Consider the following 17,470-nt stretch of genomic DNA (forward strand, 5'->3'; position numbering starts at 1 on the left):
TCACTCTCTACCCCCGGAGCAGGTTGACGTCGTCGACCGAGGCCGAGCGGCGGGTACGGAAGATCGTCACGATGATGGCGAGACCGACGACGACCTCGGCGGCGGCGACGACCATGACGAAGAAGGCGAGCACCTGACCGGTCAGGTCGCCGTGCATCCTGGCGAAGGTGACGAAGGCGAGGTTGGTCGCGTTGAGCATGAGCTCGACGCCCATGAACACGACGATCGCGTTGCGGCGCAGCAGCACGGTCGTGGCACCCACGGCGAAGAGCACGGCGGCCAGGACCACGTAGTTGGTGATGTCCATCAGGCCTCTCCCTCGGTGGTGCGGGCCTCGGACGTGCCGGCGTCACGCGTACGGACGTCGACGAGCTCGGTGCCCGGTGCGTGCGGCGCCGCCTTCTCCTGGCCGCGGATACGCAGCACGCGCGAGACCGACTGCGGCACCTGCTCGCCGTCGGGCCCGAGCGCGGGCGTGTCCATGGCGTTGGAGGTGGCGTAGACGCCCGGCGACGGCAGCGGCGTGAGCACGACGCCCTCGGGCAGCGCCCTGATGCGCGCGTCCGCGACCGCCCGCTGGTCCTGCTTGGGGGTGAGCCGACGGCGGTGCGTGAGCACGAGAGCGCCGACGGCCGCCGTGACCAGCAGCACGCCCACGGCCTCCATGGCCAGCACGTAGTCGCCGAACAGCACGCGGGCCAGGGCCTGCGGGTTGGCGACGCCGCCCGGGTCTCCCCCGGCCAGCCCGGCCGGGGGCGGGAACGCGGCACGGGCCACGACGCCGCCCAGGATCACCGCGAGGCCGATCCCGATGAGCAGGCCCACCCAGCGCTGCCCGCGGATGGTCTCCGTGAGCGAGTCGGACGCGTCCACACCGACGAGCATCAGCACGAACAGGAACAGCATCATCACCGCGCCCGTGTACACGACCACCTGCACGACGCCGAGGAACGGCGCCTCCTGCGCGATGTAGAGGATCGCCATGCTGACCATGACGAACACGAGGCACATCGCGGCGTGCACGGCCCGCTTGACGAACAGCAGGCCCAGCGCGGCGAGCACCATGAGCGGCGCGATCACCCAGAACAGGACGGTCTCGCCGGTCGTGATCTCCAGCCCGGCGGGGGTCATGCCGTCACCCCCGGACGGCCGGCGCCGGCCGCGTCGCTCGCCAGGACCCGCACCGAGCCGACCGCGGCCGCACCCGCGGACCGCTCGGCGGCGCCCGGGCCCTCCTCCGGCCGCAGCTCGTGCTGCCGCTGGGTGGGCGCGGGCGCCTTGCCCGACGCCACGGCGTCCGCGGCGTCCAGCGTCTCGTCGTCCGGCCGGTGCTCGCGGACCCAGGCGACCTGCGCCGCCGTCGGGCCCAGCACGTCGCCGCTGTAGTAGTCGGTGTCCGTGGTGCCCTCCACCATGGGGTGGGGCGCCGCGAGCATGCCCTCGGCCAGCGGGGCCAGCAGGTCCTGCTTCTCGTAGATCATGCCCGCACGGGTGTTGCCGGCGAGCTCGAAGTCGTTCGTCATGGTCAGCGCCCGCGTGGGGCAGGCCTCGATGCACAGCCCGCAGAAGATGCAGCGCAGGTAGTTGATCTGGTAGACGCCGCCGTACCGCTCACCGGGGCTCATGTGCGCGCCCTGCGAGTCGTCCGCGTTCACCTGGAGGCCGGCGTTCTCCGGCAGGGCCGCGTTGGACGCGCCCTCCACGTAGATCGCGTCCGCCGGGCACGCCCAGGCGCACAGCTCGCAGCCGATGCACTTCTCCAGCCCGTCCGCGTACCGGTTGAGCTGGTGGCGGCCGTGGAAGCGGGGCTGGGTCGGCACCTTCTCGCGGGGGTACTGCTCGGTGACCGTGGGCCTGAACATCGACGACAGCGTCACGCCGAAGCCCGCGACGGGAGCGAACAGCTCCCCGATGGGTCCCGGCTGTGGCCGCAGGGGCTGGTACTCGCCCGTCTCTCGCTTACTCACCGTGGACCTCCTTTCCGAACCGCTTGGACGGGGGCAGCTTCTCGCCGGGCAGCGGCGGCACCGGGAACCCGCCGGCGAACGCGTCGACGGGCTCCTTGTCCTGGCCGCCCGGTGGCGCCTCCTTCTTCTCCGGCCAGAACCACATGACCGCGATGAAGACGACGGCGGCCCCGATGATCACGGGGACGAACTGCTGGAAGGACATGCCCTGCACGCGCTGCAGCCACTGCACGACGGCGAGCACGACGACCCAGGTCAGCGCGACCGGGATGAGCACCTTCCAGCCGAAGACCATGAACTGGTCGTAGCGCAGGCGCAGCAGCGTGCCGCGCACCCACACGAAGAAGAACATGACGGCCCAGAGCTTCACGAGGAACCAGATGATGGGCAGCCAGCCCTCGTTCAGCGCGCCGCCGAGGAACCCGTCGGGCACCGGTGCCCGCCAGCCGCCCAGGAAGAGCGTGACGCAGACCGCGGAGACGTTGAGCATGTTGATGTACTCCGCCAGGAAGAACCAGGCGAACTTCATCGACGAGTACTCGGTCATGTAGCCGGAGACGAGCTCGCCCTCGGCCTCGGGCAGGTCGAACGGCAGGCGGTTGGTCTCGCCGATCATCGAGATCACGTAGATCACGAAGGCCGGCGCGAGCGGGATGAACCACCAGATCTGCGTCTGGCTGGAGACGATCTGCGACGTCGACATCGACCCCGCCATGATGAACACGCTCACCAGCGACAGGCCCATCGCGAGCTCGTAGCTGATCACCTGCGCCGTGGACCGGACCGAGCCGAGCAGCGGGTAGGTGGAGCCGGAGGCCCAGCCGCCGAGCACGATGCCGTAGACGCCGAGCGCCGCGGCGGCCAGCACGTACAGCACCGCCACCGGGAAGTCGGTGAGCTGCGCCGGCGTGGTCCAGTCGGTCCACGGGAACGGCAGGCTCGGTCCGAACGGGATCACGGCGAACACGAGCAGCGAGCAGAACACCGAGATCATCGGTGCCAGGAGGTACACGAACCGGTCGGCCCGCGTGACCGTCATGTCCTCCTTGAGCAGCAGCTTCATGGCGTCCGCGAGCGACTGGAGCAGACCGAACGGCCCGTGCCAGTTGGGGCCGGGGCGCACCTGCATGCGCGCCACGACCTTGCGCTCGAACCAGATCGCGAAGAGCACGCTGGTCAGCAGGAACACCACGATCAGCACGGCCTTGACGATCGAGGCCCAGATGGTCTCCTGCGAGAAGTCGGCGGCGACGCCGGGCGCGGCCTCGGCCAGCAGCACCGGGTTCATCGGGCATCTCCTTCCGAGCCGTGGAACGTGCGGGCCGCCGTGGTGACCCGGACGTCCGCCACGTGGGGGCTGACGCTGACGAGGTCGCCCGCGGAAGCCCCGAGCGTCTCGTGCACGCGGCAGCCGGCGGAGGCCAGCGGCAGCCAGACCACGCCGTCGACCATCCGGTCGGTCACCGCCGCGGGCACCCGGACGGAGCCGCGCGGCGTGCTGACGATGACCGTCTCGCCGTCCGACACCCCGAAGCCGCTCGCCGTGACGGCGGACATCCGGGCGACGGGCCGCTTGGCCGTGCCGGCGAGGAACTGCTCGCCGTCCTGGCCGCTGCCCGCGTCGAGCTGGAGCCGCCAGGTGGCGAGCACCGCCTGACCCGGTCCGACGGTGGGCGGGGCGGCCAGGACGTCGCTCTCCAGCGTCACCTGCTCGCCCTCCCACGCGCCCTGGGTGAGGGCGATCGCGAGGTGGGCCTCGGCGGGCGAGCCCGCCTGCAGGTCGACGCCGAGCTGCTGGGCCAGCACGTGCAGCACGCGGTGGTCAGGCAGCGCGCTCGACTCGAGCGCGGCGCCGAAGGACCGCACACGGCCCTCCCAGTTCCAGTACGAGCCGGCGCGCTCCACGGGCGGCGCGACCGGGAGCACGACGTCGGCCCGCTCGGTCACCTCCGAGGCCCGCACCTCCAGGCTCACGACGAACCCGCCGCGGGCCTGCGTCGCGTCGAGCGCGGCGCGGGCGGCGGCCGGGTCGGGCAGGTCGGCGAGCTCGACGCCGCCGACCACGGCCCCGCCGAGCGCGCCCGAGGCGAGCGCCGCGAGGATGCCCGCGGTGTCGCGCCCGGGGGTGGCCGGGAGCTCGGCGCCCCAGGCCTGGGCGACCTCGGCGCGCGCCGAGGCGTCCGCCACCGGACGGCCGCCCGGCAGCAGGTCCGGCAGCAGGCCGGCCTCGATGCCGCCGCGCTCGCCCGCACGGCGCGGGATCCACGCGAGCCGCGCGCCCGTCGCCTCGGCGAGCCCGAGGGCCGCGGTGTAGGCGCCCGGCGAGCCCGCGAGGCGCTCGCCCACGAGGATCACGGCACCCGGCTGGGCCAGGGCGCTCGTGTCGATGTCGGACGTCGGGGCGTCCGCCGGGAGCAGGCCGCCGGCCAGGCTGGTGGTCAGGCTGGTCAGCCACTCGGCCTCGGTGCCGGGGGCCGCCGGGAGCAGCGTGCCGTCCAGGCGGGTCAGGCCGCGGGTCGCGTAGGGGGCGATCGAGAAGACCTTGGTCCCGGCCTTGCCCTGGGCGCCCTTGCGCAGCCGCAGGAACGTGACGCCCGCCTCCTCCTCGGCCTCCAGACCGACGAGCAGCACCGCGGGCGCCTGCTCCAGGTCGCGGAACGTGACGCCGACGCCGGAACCGGCCACGACGCGGGCCAGGAACGCGGCCTCCTCGGCGGAGTGCACGCGCACCCGCTGGTCCACGTCGTTGGTGCCGAGCGCCGTCCGGGCGAACCGGGACCAGGCGAACGCGTCCTCGACGGTGAGGCGGCCACCCGGCAGCACGCCGACACCGCCGTTCTCGCGCGCCGCGGCCAGGCCGGCCGCCGCGACCTCGAGGGCCTCGACCCAGGACGCGGGGCGCAGCTCGCCGTTCTCGCGCACCAGCGGGGTGGTGACCCGGTCCGGCGCGGACTGCCACGTGAACGCGAAGCGGTCCTTGTCGGTGATCCACTCCTCGTTGACCACCGGGTCCTCGCCCGACATCCGGCGCAGCACCTGGCCGCGACGGTGGTCGATGCGGATCGCGGAGCCGCACGCGTCGTGCTCGGCGATGCCCGGGGTGCTCACCAGGTCGAACGGACGCGACCGGAACCGGTAGCCCGCGCCCGTCAGGGCGCCCACCGGGCAGATCTGCACGGTGTTGCCCGAGTAGTAGGAGGAGAAGGGCCGCCCGGACGTGTCCGTGGTGGCCTCCCCGATCGGACGGTCCACGGGACCGGTGCTCGACTCGGCGCCGGCGAAGCCGAGCACGTCCTCGTCGTACCGGCCGATCTGCTGGTGCGCGCCGCGGTCCTGCAGCGCGATGAACGCGTCGCCCGCGATCTCCTCGCTGAACCGGGTGCAGCGCTGGCACAGCACGCAGCGCTCGCGGTCCAGCAGGATCTGCGTGGACAGCGCGATCGGCTTGGGGAACGTGCGCTTGACGTCGGTGAACCGCGTCTCCGGCCGGCCGTTGCTCATCGCCTGGTTCTGCAGGGGGCACTCGCCGCCCTTGTCGCAGACCGGGCAGTCCAGCGGGTGGTTCATGAGCAGCAGCTCCATGACCCCCTGCTGCGCCTTGTCGGCGACGGCGGAGGTGTGCTGCGTCTTGACGACCATGCCCGGCGCGACCGTCATGGTGCACGACGCCTGCGGCTTGGGCATGGGCCGCACGTTGCCCTCGCGGTCCGGCATGGCCACCTCGACGAGGCACTGCCGGCACGCGCCGGCGGGCGCCAGGAGCGGGTGGTCGCAGAACCGCGGGATCTGGATGCCGGCCTGCTCGGCGGCGCGGATGATCAGCGTGCCCTGGGGGACGCTCACCTCGGTGCCGTCGATGGTGAAGGTGACCAGCTCGACCGGGGCCGCCTCGGTCGTGGGGTTGTTCGTGGTGACGGTCATCGGTGACCTCCCGCCCCGGCGCCCGTGAGGGCGCCCGGTGTCCGTGTCTTGGGGGTGTACGGGAACAGCGCCGACGCGCTCGGGTCGAACGGGCAGCCGTGGCCGTCGATGTGCGCCTGGTACTCGGCGCGGAAGTGCTCGATGCTCGACGTGACGGGCGAGACCGCGCCGTCGCCCAGCGCGCAGAACGCCTTGCCCAGGATGTTGTCGCACAGGTCGACCAGGAGCTCCAGGTCGCCGTCCTGCCCCTCGCCGGCCTCGATGCGGCGCAGCACCTGCTTGAGCCAGTAGGTGCCCTCGCGGCACGGCGTGCACTTGCCGCATGACTCGTGCGCGTAGAAGTCGGTCCAGCGGGACACGGCCCGGACCACGCACACCGTCTCGTCGAAGATCTGCAGCGCGCGCGTGCCGAGCATCGACCCCGCGGCGCCCACCGACTCGTAGTCGAGCGGGGTGTCCAGGTGGGCCTGCGTGAAGATCGGAGTGGACGACCCGCCGGGGGTCCAGAACTTCAGCTCGTGCCCCGCGCGGATGCCGCCCGACAGGTCGAGCAGCTCGCGCAGCGTGATGCCGAGCGGGGCCTCGTACTGGCCGGGCCGGGTGACGTGCCCCGACAGGGAGAACAGCCCGTGGCCCTGCGACTTCTCGGTGCCCATCGAGGAGAACCAGTCGGCGCCCCGGGCGACGATGCCGGGCACCGACGCGATGGACTCCACGTTGTTGACCACGGTGGGCCGGGCGTACAGGCCGGCGACCGCGGGGAACGGCGGCTTGAGCCGCGGCTGGCCGCGCAGGCCCTCCAGGGAGTCGAGCAGCGCCGTCTCCTCGCCGCAGATGTAGGCGCCCGCGCCGGCGTGCACCGTGACGTCGAGGTCGAAGCCCGAGCCCTGGATGTTCTTGCCCAGGTAGCCCGCCTTGTATGCCTCCTCGACCGCGTTCAGCAGCCGTCGGTAGACGTGCAGCACCTCGCCGCGCACGTATATGAACGCGTGGTCGCAGCCGATCGCGTAGCTCGTGATCGCCACGCCCTCGATGAGGTGCTGCGGGCTGGCGAGCATCAGCGGGATGTCCTTGCAGGTGCCCGGCTCCGACTCGTCGGCGTTGACCACCAGGTACCGCGGGCCGCCGTCGGGCGGGGGCAGGAAGCCCCACTTCATGCCCGTGGGGAAGCCCGCGCCGCCGCGGCCGCGCAGGCCGGAGTCCTTGACCGCCTGGACCAGCGCGCCCGGCTCCATGGTCAGGGCCTTCTTGAGCCCGGCGTAGCCGCCGTTGCGCTCGTACGTGGCCAGCCGCCAGGAGCGGTCCTTGTCCCACGTGTCGGTGAGTACCGGTGTGAGGTTCACTTCGCGTCCTCCCCGGGCTTCTTGTCCTTGCCGACCTCGGTGTCGGACGACGTCGCGGGCTTGCGCTCGGCCGAGGAGCCGGGCGTGCCGACCGGCGGGCTGGTCTGCCCCGCGGCCGCGCCGTCCGCGGCGGTGCCGTCCGCCGCGCCGTCGGCCGCCGGGGCGTCCGGCGCCGTCCAGCCGCGCTCGCGGGCGATCGCGAGCCCGGCCAGGGTCGGCTCTCCCGCGCCCACGCCCTCGTCGGCGCGGCCGTCGGGGAACCCGGCCAGGATGCGGCTCATCTGCTTGAACGAGCACACGGAGGCGGCGCCCCGGGTGGGGACGACGTCGTCACCGAGGCGCAGCTGGTCCGCGAGCGCCGTGGCCGTCTCGGGCGTCTGGTTGTCGAAGAACTCCCAGTTGACCATCACGACGGGTGCGTAGTCGCAGGCGGCGTTGCACTCGATGCGCTCCAGGGTGATGGCGCCGTCGTCGGTGGTCTCGTCGTGGCCCACGCCGAGGTGGTCGCTGAGCTCGTCGAAGATGGCGTCGCCGCCCATGACGGCGCACAGCGTGTTGGTGCACACGCCCACGGTGTACTTCCCGTTGGGGTGGCGCTTGTACTGGGTGTAGAAGGTGGCGACGGCGGAGACCTCGGCGGCCGTGATGCCGAGCGTCTCGGCGCAGAACAGGATGCCGTCGCGGCTCACGTACCCGTCGACCGACTGCACGAGGTGCAGCATCGGCAGCAGGCCGGACCTCGGGTCCGGGTAGCGGGCCATGATCGCCGTGGCGTCGGCGGTCAGGGACGCGACGGTCTCGGCGTCGTAGCCGGTCTTCGTGGCCGCCTGCGGATCTGCGGTCATCGGTCCACACCTCCCAGCACGGGGTCCAGGGACGCGACGGCGACGACGACGTCGGCCACCTGGCCGCCCTCGCACATCACCGACGTGGCCTGGAGGTTGTTGAACGAGGGGTCGCGGAAGTGCGCGCGGTAGGGGCGGGTGCCGCCGTCGGACACGACGTGCACGCCGAGCTCGCCGCGCGGGTGCTCCACGGTCTGCCATGCCTGGCCCACGGGGACGCGGAAGCCCTCGGTGACCAGCTTGAAGTGGTGGATCAGGGCCTCCATGGAGGTGCCCATGATCTTCTTGATGTGCTCCAGCGAGTTGCCCTGGCCGTCGCCGCCGACGGCGAGCTGGGCGGGCCACGCGATCTTCTTGTCGGCGACCATGACGGGCTCGCCCTCGGTGCGGTCGAGCCGCTCCAGGGCCTGCTCGATGATCTTCAGCGACTGGTAGCACTCCTCGACGCGGAGCACGACGCGGTCGTAGCAGTCGGCGCCCTTCGAGGTGGGGACGTCGAAGTCGTAGGTCTCGTAGCCGCAGTACGGGTTGTCCTTGCGGACGTCGTACGGCAGGCCCGTGGAGCGCAGCACCGGTCCGGTCACGGCCAGGGCCATGCAGCCGGAGAGGTTCAGCACGCCGACGTTCGTCAGCCGCGCCTTGAAGATCGGGTTGGCGAGCATGAGGTCGCCGAGCTGCTTGAGGTAGCCGCGCACGTTCTTCAGCGCCGCGCGGGCCTGGGTGGTGAAGCCTTCGGGCGTGTCCACCGCGACCCCGCCGGGGCGGATGTACGCGTGGTTCATGCGCAGGCCGGTCACGGCCTCGAAGAGGCGCAGGATCTCCTCGCGGGCGGTGAACCCGATGGTCATCACCGTGGTGGCGCCCATCTCGTTGCCGCCGGTGCCGAGGCAGACCAGGTGGGAGGCGATCCGGTTGAGCTCCATCATCAGCACCCGGATCACCGAGGCGCGCTCGGGGATGTCGTCCGTGATGCCGAGGAGCTTCTCGACCGCGAGGCAGTACGCGGCCTCCTGGAACAGGGGCGCCACGTAGTCCATGCGGGTGCAGAACGTGGTGCCCTGCGTCCAGGTGCGGAACTCCATGTTCTTCTCGATGCCCGTGTGCAGGTAGCCGATACCGGCCCGGGCCTCGGTGACGGTCTCGCCGTCGATCTCCAGCATGAGACGCAGCACGCCGTGCGTGGACGGGTGCTGGGGACCCATGTTGACGACGATCCGCTCCTCGCCGATCGCCTCGCGCGCGATGTCGTCCCAGTCGCCGTCGCCGTAGGCCTCGAAGGCGCGCACGGTGGACGACACGTCCTCGTTCCCGGCGGGGCGCGTCGCGTGCGGGGCGGGCGGCGGCCTGTGGTCAGTGGGAGCGCTCATGAGTAGCTCCTCCTCGTGTCCGGCGGGGGCACCGTGGCGCCCTTGTACTCGACGGGGATGCCGCCGAGCGGGTAGTCCTTGCGCTGCGGGTGGCCCACCCAGTCGTCCGGCATCTCGATGCGGGTCAGGGCGGGGTGGCCGTCGAAGACGATCCCGAAGAAGTCGTAGGTCTCGCGCTCGTGCCAGTCGTTGGACGGGTACACGGACGTGGTCGACCGGATGTGCGGGTCGTCGTCGGGCGCGGCGACCTCCAGCCGCAGCCGGCGGGAGTGCGTGACCGAGGCCAGGTGGTAGACGGCGTGCAGCTCCCGGCCCGCGTCGTGCGGGTAGTGGACGCCGCTGACCCCGAGCGACAGCTCGAACCGCAGGTCCTGGTCGTCGCGCAGCGCCTGGCAGACGGCGGCGACGTGCTCGCGGGCCACGTGGATCGTCAGCTCCGCCTGCTGCGCGTCCGCGCTCGCGGCGCCGTGCAGGTCCACGACCACCTTCTCGACCGCCTGGTCGAAGGTGGGCCCACCGGTCCGTGCGGCGTCCTCCAGCACCTCGGCCAGGACGTCGACCACCTGGTCGAACCAGCTCCCGTACGGGCGGGGGGACGCCGCAGGCATCGCGACGGGCGTGACCAGGCCGCCGTAGCCGGACGTGTCGCCCGAGCCCTGGGCGCCGAACATGCCCTTCTTGACCTCGACCACCTCGAAGGTGGCCGCCCCCTCCGGGGGCGTCAGGGCCGAGCCCTGGTCGCCGCCCGGCGTGACGTCGCTCATCGCAGCAGGCCCTTCATCTCGAAGGTCGGCGTGGCCTCCATCGCGGCCGCCTCGGCGGCGCGCGCGGCCTCGATCCGGTTCACGCCGAGCGGCGCGTTCTGGATGTGGTCGTGCAGCCCGAGGATCGCGTTGATCAGCATCTCCGGGCGCGGCGGGCAGCCGGGCAGGTAGATGTCGACCGGGACCACGTGGTCCACGCCCTGGACGATCGCGTAGTTGTTGAACATCCCGCCCGACGACGCGCACACGCCCATGGAGAGCACCCACTTGGGCTCGCTCATCTGGTCGTACACCTGGCGCACCACCGGGGCCATCTTCTGGCTCACCCGGCCCGCGACGATCATCAGGTCGGCCTGGCGCGGCGACGCACGGAACACCTCCATGCCGAACCGCGACAGGTCGAACCGCGACGCGCCCGCCGCCATCATCTCGATGGCGCAGCAGGCCAGGCCGAACGTCACCGGCCACACCGAGGCCTTGCGCAGGTACCCCGCGAGGTCCTCGATCGTCGTCAGCAGGAACCCTGACGGCGCTTCCTCGACACCCATGTCCCCTCCTTGCTGCCGGGCCCGGCCCGGCGTCGCTGCCCGGCGCTGTCAGGCGCCGGACGTCCAGTCGCTGTCTCAGACCCAGTCGAAGCCGCCGCGGCGCCACTCGTAGACGAACGGGACGGTGATCAGCGCCAGGAACGCCAGCATCGCCACCAGCCCGAACGTCGCGAGCGTCGTGAAGTCCACGGCCCACGGGTAGAGAAAGACGACCTCGATGTCGAAGACGATGAATGTCATCGCCACCAGGTAGTACTTGATCGGGAGCCGACCGCCGCCCACCGCGTGCGGCGTCGGCTCGATGCCGCACTCGTACGAGTCGAGCTTGGCGCGGTTGTAGCGCTTGGGGCCGATGATCGCGCTCGCGGCGACACCGCCGAGCGCCAGGACCGCCCCGATCGCCATGAGGATCAGGATGGGTACGTAGGGATTCATGCTGTGCCCTTCGTGGACGGCTTGCCCTTCATGGACGTGATGCTCATGAGCTCGGGACCACCCTGGTCAGGCCCGCGATGACCCGGTCGACCCAGTCGCCGCCGTGCGGCTCGTAGCAGTCGGACAGGAGCTTGAGCGTGAACTGCATGACGACCTTGCGCGGCAGGCCGTACCGGACGCAGACCCGCATGATCTCGGGGTGCTCGATGAGCCGCACGAACCAGCGGCCCAGCGTGTAGTAGCCACCCAGGTCGGCCCGCATGCGCTCCGCGTAGGTGGCGAGCGTGGCCTCGCGGGCCTCGTCGGTGGCGCGGTGCCGGGCCTGGCTGATCGCCTCGGCGGCCACGCGCCCGGCCTGCAGCCCGTAGGCGATGCCCTCGCCGTTGAACGGGCTCACCATGCCGGCGGAGTCGCCGGCCAGGAGCACGCCGGCCGCGTACAGGGGGCCGCGGTTGTAGCCCATGGGCAGGGCCGCGCCGCGGATGGGCCCGCGCTCCGGCTCGTGCACCAGGTCCCAGCCCTCCGGCGCGCTCTTCTCGAGCCACGTCTCCATGAGCCGCCGGTAGTCGATGCCGGCCGCGGACTGCCGGGCCGGGGTGGAGGACACGCTGCCGAGGCCGACGTTCACCGTGCCGTCGCCGAGCGGGAAGATCCAGCCGTAACCCGGCAGCAGGGCGCTCTTGCCCGGCTCGCCGTCCCACAGCTCGAGGTGCGACTCCATGAACGGGTCGTCGTGCCGCGGGGTGCGGTAGTAGGCCCGGACGGCGGTGCCCATGGGGCGGTCGTCGCGGCGCTCCCGGCCGATGCCGAGGGCGAAGCGCGAGCTGACGCCGTCGGCCGCCACCACCACGGGGGCGCGGAACTCCTTGACCGGGCCCTCGGCGCGGCCGCGGGCGTCGAGCGGCTGGGCGGTGACGCCGACCACGCGGCCGTCGTCCGCGCGCAGGGCGCCGGTGACCTTGGTGCGCTCCAGCAGCTTGGCGCCGCTCGCCTGGGCGTGCTGGGCCAGGGTGTGGTCCAGCGTCATGCGGGCGCGGGCCATGCCGTAGCCCGGGTAGGTCGTCAGGTCGGGCCAGTCCAGCTCGTAGGAGCGGCCGCCGCCGTGCACCCGCAGGCCGCGGTTGCGGATCCAGCCGTCCTCCTCGCGGGTGGGCACCCCCATGCGGACGAGCTCGGCCACGGCGCGCGGCGTCAGGCCGTCGCCGCAGATCTTGTCCCGGGGAAACTCGCCCTTCTCCAGCAGGAGCACGTCGAGCCCCGCGGCCGCGCACCAGTGCGCGGTGGACGAGCCGGCCGGACCGGCGCCCACCACGATGACATCCGCGTCGTCGCGTATCACTCTTCGCACGTTCACCCCCGTTGGGAACCCGCTGCCTGGTCGTTGCTGACCTGCTGTGCGGGGTTCGGCAAGGGCTTCCTGACAAGCCCTTGTGAACCCTGTCACAACACCGACACCCTAGCCACACTTAGGGGGGATTGTGTAGGAAGGTTCCCCTTACTTGGGGAGGTCGCGAGCGGTCCGCCCCGGGAAATGCGATCAGGCATGGTCCCGGTCCGGGAACCATGCCTGATCACCTGCTGACGGCGGGCCTTCGGCTCACACCGGGCGGACCGCCCGGTGCAGGGCCACGATGCCGCCCGTCACGTTGCGGTAGGCGGCGTGCTCCCAGCCCGCCTCCAGCAGGAGCTTGGCCAGGTCCACCTGGGTGTGCCAGGTGCGGATGGACTCGGCGAGGTAGTCGTAGGAGCCCTTGTCGCGGGTCACGGCGCTCGCCACCACGGGCAGCGCACGCATCAGGTACTCCTGGTAGACCTTCCGGAACGGACCCCACGTGGGGGTGGAGAACTCGCAGATCACCACGCGCCCGCCCGGCCGGACCACGCGCAGCATCTCGCGCAGCGCGGCGCCGGTGTCCACCACGTTGCGCAGGCCGAAGCTGATGGTCACGGCGTCGAACGACTCGTCGGCGAAGGGCAGCCGCGTGGCGTCACCCGCGACGAAGGGCAGGTCCGGACGGCGCTGCTTGCCCACCTGCAGCATTCCGATCGAGAAGTCGGACGGGACCACGAAGGCGCCGTCGGCGGCGAAGGGCTCGCTGCTGGTCCCGGTGCCCGCGGCGAGGTCCAGCACGCGCTCGCCCGGCATCGCCGCGACGGCCTCGACCGTGAGGCGGCGCCAGCGCCGGTCCTGGCCCAGGGAGATGAGGTCGTTCGTGAGGTCGTAGCGGGCGGCGATCCCGTCGAACATCGACGCGACCTCGGCCGGCTTCTTCTCCAGACTCGCACGTGACATAGCTGCCATGCTTTCACGCCGCGGCCCCGCCTGTGACCTCCGAAACAGCAGGTCTCCGACCAGCTCGCCCGCGCTTATCCTGAAAGCGATGATCGCTTCACCTTCCGGCGGCACCTCCGGCACACCCACCGGCACCAGCGTGTACGACAGCTGGGTGGCGCAGCCCCCGCCCGTGTCCGACGAGGCACCGCCGGGCGCTCCCCACGGCCCGCAGCTCGTGGTCCGCACCGTCGCGACCGACGACCTCCCGGACACCCCGACCGCGCTCGTGGACCGGCTCCCCGACACCAACGCGCTCGCCTGGGTGCGGCACGGCGACGGGCTCGTGGGCTGGGGCGAGGCACTGCGGTTCGAGACGTTCGGCCCGGGCCGGTTCGCCGACGCCGACGAGGCCTGGCGCCAGGTGCTCGACAACGCCGTGGTGCACGACGACGTCGACCTGCCCGGCAGCGGGCTGGTCGCGTTCGGCAGCTTCGCCTTCGACGACGTCTCCCCCGGCGACGAGTCGGAGGACCCCGCGCGGGCCAGCGGCGTGCTGATCGTGCCGCGCGTCGTCGTCGGACGGCGGGGCGACAAGGCCTGGATGACCACGATCTCCCTGGTGGGCGACCGGTCCGCCCCCGTGGGCGAGGACCTGCTCTCGGCCTACCCGCACCAGCCCGTGACGGAGCCGGGCCGGGTGGTCCTCGCCGACGGCGCCGTGGGCGCGGCCGACTGGCCCGCCGTGGTCGCCGAGGGGATCGCCCGGATCCAGACCGGCGAGCTGGAGAAGGTGGTGCTCGCGCGCGACGTCGTGGCGACCGCCGAGCAGCCGCTCGACACCAGGCACCTGCTGGGCCGCCTCGCGTCCGCCTACGACGCCTGCTGGGCCTTCAGCGTGGACGGCATGGTGGGCGCGACGCCGGAGCTGCTCGTGCGCAGCGAGAAGGGCCTGGTCGCCTCGCGTGTGCTGGCGGGCACGATCCGCCGCGAGCACGGCACGGCGGACGCCGACGACGCCGACCTGCTGCGCGCCGCCCAGCTCGCCCGGTCCTCGAAGGACCTCGAGGAGCACGAGTTCGCGGTGCGCTCCGTGGCCGCCGCCCTGGAGCCGTTCTGCTCGTCGATGAACGTGCCCGAGGCCCCCTTCGTGCTGCACCTGCCGAACGTCATGCACCTCGCGACGGACGTGACCGGCGTGCTGACGGACCAGCACGCGGCGTCGGGCAGGCCCGCACCGTCGTCCCTCTCGCTCGCCGCCGCGCTGCACCCGAGCGCCGCCGTCTGCGGCACGCCGACGACCGCCGCGCGCAGCCTGATCCGCGAGATCGAGGGCCTGGACCGCGCCCGCTACGCGGGCCCGGTGGGCTGGGTCGGGGCCGGGGGCGACGGCGAGTGGGGCATCGCCCTGCGGTCGGCGGAGATCTCCGCGACCGACCCGCGCCACATCCGCCTGTTCGCGGGCTGCGGCATCGTCGCGGCGTCGGACCCGCAGGCCGAGCTGGCGGAGTCCGAGGCGAAGCTGGAGCCCATGCGCTACGCGCTGGGCGTCTCGTCCTGAACCGCGCCCGCCCCCGTGCGCGTTGAGCGCTGGGTATGTGTTGCCGGATCGTCGTCCGGCAACACATACCCAGCACTCGACGGGGCTCAGCGGGAACGGGTCAGGCGTCGCCCGCCCTCGGGCCCTTGCCGATCGGGTTGGTCGGGTCGCCCCAGACCTGCTCGCGGAAGTTGTCCCAGACCTGCAGGTCGGACGTGGCGCCGATGAAGCCCATCCGCGCGTCCGTGGCGGTCAGCAGGATCTCGATGAGCGAGGCACCCTCGAGCACCTTGGTCGCCACCTCCAGGAGGTCCTGCCCGTCGGGCAGGTTCGCGTGGATCGACGACACGTACATGTGCGCGTCGCCCTCGAGCGACACGAAGCTGGCCCGCGTGTCCGTGCCCGCGACCGTGCCCTCGTCGTACGCGTACGACTTGAGCCAGAACCCGTCGACGACCACCTTGTCGGCCGAGATCTTGATGGCGTCGCGGCGCGAGCCGTCGTTCTTGACCGGCACGTTCGCCAGGCCGATCCCGTTGATGCCCGTGAGCGGGATCGTGAGGTCCCGGCTCTCCAGGTCGGCGGGGAGCGAGAAGACGGAGCCGTCCTCCTTGGCACCGCACTGGCCGGGCAGGTCGATGTTGAGGTCGAACTTTCCGCCGAACGTCACCTTCACGCAGGTGCCGAGCTCGGTGTGGAGCGCCTCCTCGATCGTCGCCTGCGGGTCGATCTCACCGCACGGGTCGCTCGGGGCCTCTTCCGCGGCGTCCGCGGGCACCTCGCCGTCCTGCGTCGGTTCCTGACACTCGGGCTCGCCGTCCTCGCCCGTGTCGGCGGCGTCGTCGCCCTCCGTGGCGTCACCGGAACCGGAGCCGGCGTCGCCGCCCTCGGCCGGGTCGGTCGCGCCGCCGGTGACGTCGTCGACCGCGTCCCCGACCGGGTCCCCGGCCTCGTCGCCGCCGGACTCGGACGTGCTCGGCGACGGCGTCGGCGAGGCGGACGGCTCCGCGTTCCCCTCGTCGCACGCGCCGAAGACGACGCACCAGAACGAGTCGTCCTGGGTCTCGGCCATCGACGTGGTCGCCGGCAGGCTCATGCCGCCGACCGCCATCGCGCTCGCGACCACGACCGCCGCGGACTTCTGCGACAGGGCCTTCAGCGCGCCGCTGAGCGAGTCCGCCCGGGGGGTCGGCTCGGTCTCGGGGGCGGGTTCGGCGGTCGCCTTCGGCGCCGGCTCGTCCTGCTGCGGGGCGTCGCCGTCCGCGGGCTCGTCCGCCTCGGGCTCGGCGGCGGCGGGGGCGCGTTCCGCGCCGTCGGCCGTACCCGACCCTGCCTCGTTCCCCGGCTCCGCCTCGTCGGCGGCCTCGGCCGTGCCGGCCTCCGCCGCCTCGGGCGCCCAGGACACGACGATGATGCCGCCGACCACGCCGAGTAGGAACCCGATGATCCAGCCGCCGAGGTTCACGCCGGCGATCGAGTAGACGGAGATCGCGAGCGCGATCACGCCGTAGAAGATGCGGTGCACGGGCTGCGCGATCACCAGGATCCCGAGCAGCACCAGGGCCAGCGGCAGGATCGTCGCCTGCGCGCCCTCGACCCCGAACCGGAGCACGACGTTCATCCCGAGCTGGTCCAGCTTGATGGGGCCGGACAGGAGCATCTCCAGGCCCGCGAGAACGACCAGCACACCCCCGACGAACGGCCGCTGCCTGCGCCAGGGGCGGAAGTCCCTGCGCCAGTCAGCGAGCCTCGCGCGAAGTCCGGGGCGGCCGGCGTCCGCCGGGCCGTCACCCGGACTCAGAAGCACTCGGTGCCGTCCGTGATCTTGAGGCTGAGGTCCGTCAGCTGGAAGACGGCGGCCTGCGTGCTCCATGACACCTGCTGGAGCCCGTCGATGTCGATCGAGTCGGAGTCCATGGCGAAGTCGCCGGCGTCGCCCTTCTTGGTCGTGTTGACCGTCGAGGCGTCCACACCGATGCGGATGTTCTTGAAGATCGCGGTACCGGACAGGTCGCTCATGCCGATCTGCAGGTCCGTGGCCTTGGCGGGCTCGTCACCGGTGCCCGCGGAGATCAGCAGGCCCACCTTGCCGAGCGGCGTGTCCTGCACGACCGACTGGCAGAGGTTGTAGAGCTGCGCGTCCTTGATGTTCGCGATCGCGGCGGGGTGCTGCGTGCCGTCGGAGGCGGTCGCGACGCCCGCGTACTGCGAGAAGCCCGTGCCCGCGAGCTTGTCGGCGCCGATCTTGAACTGGCTGCCGGAGATGGCGAACGAGACGGGCACTGCGCCCTGTGCAACCCCACCGAGCAGGACGCTGGCGGCAATGGTGACCGGGATGACGGCGAGGGCCACGCGGCCCTTACGCGTCCCCGTGAGCTTGCTGAGCTTCATTGGTGTTCCCCTCATGCCAATGTGAGGACGACGGCATCGTCGTCCCGCCGCGACCGTAGCGCGATTACTGACTCACC

16 protein-coding genes are annotated in these 17,470 nt (G+C 72.2%); 1 reads left to right on the plus strand and 15 read right to left on the minus strand.

Features of this window, described 5'->3' with window-relative positions:
* Nucleotides 1-7 precede the first annotated feature (7 nt).
* From nuoK to AB0I29_RS13080, 13 genes are all read right to left on the minus strand, one after another.
* On the minus strand, nucleotides 8-307 hold the full coding sequence (gene nuoK, locus AB0I29_RS13020) for an NADH-quinone oxidoreductase subunit NuoK (protein WP_285100873.1): 300 nt from the start codon (nucleotides 305-307) through the stop codon (nucleotides 8-10).
* On the minus strand, nucleotides 307-1,131 hold the full coding sequence (locus AB0I29_RS13025; RefSeq protein ID WP_285100871.1) for an NADH-quinone oxidoreductase subunit J: 825 nt from the start codon (nucleotides 1,129-1,131) through the stop codon (nucleotides 307-309). Before AB0I29_RS13025 ends, nuoK begins: the two co-directional genes overlap by 1 nt.
* Nucleotides 1,128-1,967, minus strand: a complete 840-nt coding sequence (nuoI, locus tag AB0I29_RS13030) for an NADH-quinone oxidoreductase subunit NuoI (protein WP_357481984.1) — start codon at nucleotides 1,965-1,967, stop codon at nucleotides 1,128-1,130. The genes AB0I29_RS13025 and nuoI overlap by 4 nt, the downstream gene beginning before the upstream one ends.
* Nucleotides 1,960-3,255: an NADH-quinone oxidoreductase subunit NuoH gene (nuoH, locus tag AB0I29_RS13035; protein ID WP_357481986.1), complete on the minus strand. Its 1,296-nt coding sequence runs from the start codon at nucleotides 3,253-3,255 to the stop codon at nucleotides 1,960-1,962. The genes nuoI and nuoH overlap by 8 nt, the downstream gene beginning before the upstream one ends.
* Complete coding sequence (locus AB0I29_RS13040; protein ID WP_357481988.1) at nucleotides 3,252-5,888, minus strand: NADH-quinone oxidoreductase subunit G; 2,637 nt, start codon at nucleotides 5,886-5,888, stop codon at nucleotides 3,252-3,254. The genes nuoH and AB0I29_RS13040 overlap by 4 nt, the downstream gene beginning before the upstream one ends.
* Nucleotides 5,885-7,231 carry an NADH-quinone oxidoreductase subunit NuoF gene (gene nuoF / locus AB0I29_RS13045; protein WP_285100867.1) on the minus strand — a complete coding sequence of 449 codons (1,347 nt, stop codon included), beginning with the start codon at nucleotides 7,229-7,231 and terminating at the stop codon, nucleotides 5,885-5,887. The genes AB0I29_RS13040 and nuoF overlap by 4 nt, the downstream gene beginning before the upstream one ends.
* A complete protein-coding gene (gene nuoE / locus AB0I29_RS13050) occupies nucleotides 7,228-8,076 on the minus strand; it encodes an NADH-quinone oxidoreductase subunit NuoE (protein WP_285100866.1) in 849 nt (282 codons plus the stop codon). The genes nuoF and nuoE overlap by 4 nt, the downstream gene beginning before the upstream one ends.
* Nucleotides 8,073-9,443, minus strand: coding sequence for an NADH-quinone oxidoreductase subunit D (locus AB0I29_RS13055; RefSeq protein WP_357481991.1), 1,371 nt, complete (start codon nucleotides 9,441-9,443; stop codon nucleotides 8,073-8,075). Before AB0I29_RS13055 ends, nuoE begins: the two co-directional genes overlap by 4 nt.
* Nucleotides 9,440-10,207 carry an NADH-quinone oxidoreductase subunit C gene (locus AB0I29_RS13060; RefSeq protein ID WP_285100865.1) on the minus strand — a complete coding sequence of 256 codons (768 nt, stop codon included), beginning with the start codon at nucleotides 10,205-10,207 and terminating at the stop codon, nucleotides 9,440-9,442. The genes AB0I29_RS13055 and AB0I29_RS13060 overlap by 4 nt, the downstream gene beginning before the upstream one ends.
* Nucleotides 10,204-10,755 carry an NADH-quinone oxidoreductase subunit B gene (locus AB0I29_RS13065; RefSeq protein ID WP_036971201.1) on the minus strand — a complete coding sequence of 184 codons (552 nt, stop codon included), beginning with the start codon at nucleotides 10,753-10,755 and terminating at the stop codon, nucleotides 10,204-10,206. Before AB0I29_RS13065 ends, AB0I29_RS13060 begins: the two co-directional genes overlap by 4 nt.
* Before the next feature lie 75 nt (nucleotides 10,756-10,830).
* Complete coding sequence (locus tag AB0I29_RS13070; RefSeq protein WP_020016036.1) at nucleotides 10,831-11,190, minus strand: NADH-quinone oxidoreductase subunit A; 360 nt, start codon at nucleotides 11,188-11,190, stop codon at nucleotides 10,831-10,833.
* A gap of 43 nt (nucleotides 11,191-11,233) precedes the next feature.
* On the minus strand, nucleotides 11,234-12,529 hold the full coding sequence (locus AB0I29_RS13075; RefSeq protein WP_357481994.1) for a geranylgeranyl reductase family protein: 1,296 nt from the start codon (nucleotides 12,527-12,529) through the stop codon (nucleotides 11,234-11,236).
* Nucleotides 12,530-12,787: 258 nt separating this feature from the next.
* Nucleotides 12,788-13,483 carry a demethylmenaquinone methyltransferase gene (locus AB0I29_RS13080; RefSeq protein ID WP_357481996.1) on the minus strand — a complete coding sequence of 232 codons (696 nt, stop codon included), beginning with the start codon at nucleotides 13,481-13,483 and terminating at the stop codon, nucleotides 12,788-12,790.
* An 88-nt stretch (nucleotides 13,484-13,571) separates the two neighbouring features.
* Between AB0I29_RS13080 and AB0I29_RS13085 the strand changes: the two genes are divergently transcribed.
* On the plus strand, nucleotides 13,572-15,023 hold the full coding sequence (locus AB0I29_RS13085; RefSeq protein WP_357481998.1) for an isochorismate synthase: 1,452 nt from the start codon (nucleotides 13,572-13,574) through the stop codon (nucleotides 15,021-15,023).
* Nucleotides 15,024-15,123: 100 nt separating this feature from the next.
* Here the strand turns inward: AB0I29_RS13085 and AB0I29_RS13090 are convergent, their stop codons facing one another.
* Complete coding sequence (locus tag AB0I29_RS13090) at nucleotides 15,124-16,875, minus strand: DUF6114 domain-containing protein (RefSeq protein ID WP_357482001.1); 1,752 nt, start codon at nucleotides 16,873-16,875, stop codon at nucleotides 15,124-15,126.
* Nucleotides 16,800-17,393, minus strand: coding sequence for a DUF6230 family protein (locus tag AB0I29_RS13095; RefSeq protein ID WP_285100859.1), 594 nt, complete (start codon nucleotides 17,391-17,393; stop codon nucleotides 16,800-16,802). The genes AB0I29_RS13090 and AB0I29_RS13095 overlap by 76 nt, the downstream gene beginning before the upstream one ends.
* Nucleotides 17,394-17,470 lie beyond the last annotated feature (77 nt).

It is taken from the genome of Promicromonospora sp. NPDC050262 (genome assembly GCF_040655935.1).
In the GTDB taxonomy this organism is placed as follows: domain Bacteria; phylum Actinomycetota; class Actinomycetes; order Actinomycetales; family Cellulomonadaceae; genus Promicromonospora.

Bases quoted from the DNA above. Each gene is read 5' to 3' on its own strand.
- AB0I29_RS13040 (WP_357481988.1), bottom strand. From the start codon at position 5,888: ATGACCGTCACCACGAACAACCCCACGACCGAGGCGGCCCCGGTCGAG.
- AB0I29_RS13090 (WP_357482001.1), bottom strand. From the start codon at position 16,875: ATGGAGCACGCAGGCCGCCGTCTTCCAGCTGACGGACCTCAGCCTCAA.
- nuoK (WP_285100873.1), bottom strand. From the start codon at position 307: ATGGACATCACCAACTACGTGGTCCTGGCCGCCGTGCTCTTCGCCGTG.
- AB0I29_RS13065 (WP_036971201.1), bottom strand. From the start codon at position 10,755: ATGGGTGTCGAGGAAGCGCCGTCAGGGTTCCTGCTGACGACGATCGAG.
- AB0I29_RS13095 (WP_285100859.1), bottom strand. From the start codon at position 17,393: ATGAAGCTCAGCAAGCTCACGGGGACGCGTAAGGGCCGCGTGGCCCTC.
- nuoE (WP_285100866.1), bottom strand. From the start codon at position 8,076: ATGACCGCAGATCCGCAGGCGGCCACGAAGACCGGCTACGACGCCGAG.
- AB0I29_RS13070 (WP_020016036.1), bottom strand. From the start codon at position 11,190: ATGAATCCCTACGTACCCATCCTGATCCTCATGGCGATCGGGGCGGTC.
- nuoH (WP_357481986.1), bottom strand. From the start codon at position 3,255: ATGAACCCGGTGCTGCTGGCCGAGGCCGCGCCCGGCGTCGCCGCCGAC.
- AB0I29_RS13055 (WP_357481991.1), bottom strand. From the start codon at position 9,443: ATGAGCGCTCCCACTGACCACAGGCCGCCGCCCGCCCCGCACGCGACG.
- AB0I29_RS13060 (WP_285100865.1), bottom strand. From the start codon at position 10,207: ATGAGCGACGTCACGCCGGGCGGCGACCAGGGCTCGGCCCTGACGCCC.
- AB0I29_RS13025 (WP_285100871.1), bottom strand. From the start codon at position 1,131: ATGACCCCCGCCGGGCTGGAGATCACGACCGGCGAGACCGTCCTGTTC.
- AB0I29_RS13080 (WP_357481996.1), bottom strand. From the start codon at position 13,483: ATGTCACGTGCGAGTCTGGAGAAGAAGCCGGCCGAGGTCGCGTCGATG.
- AB0I29_RS13085 (WP_357481998.1), top strand. From the start codon at position 13,572: ATGATCGCTTCACCTTCCGGCGGCACCTCCGGCACACCCACCGGCACC.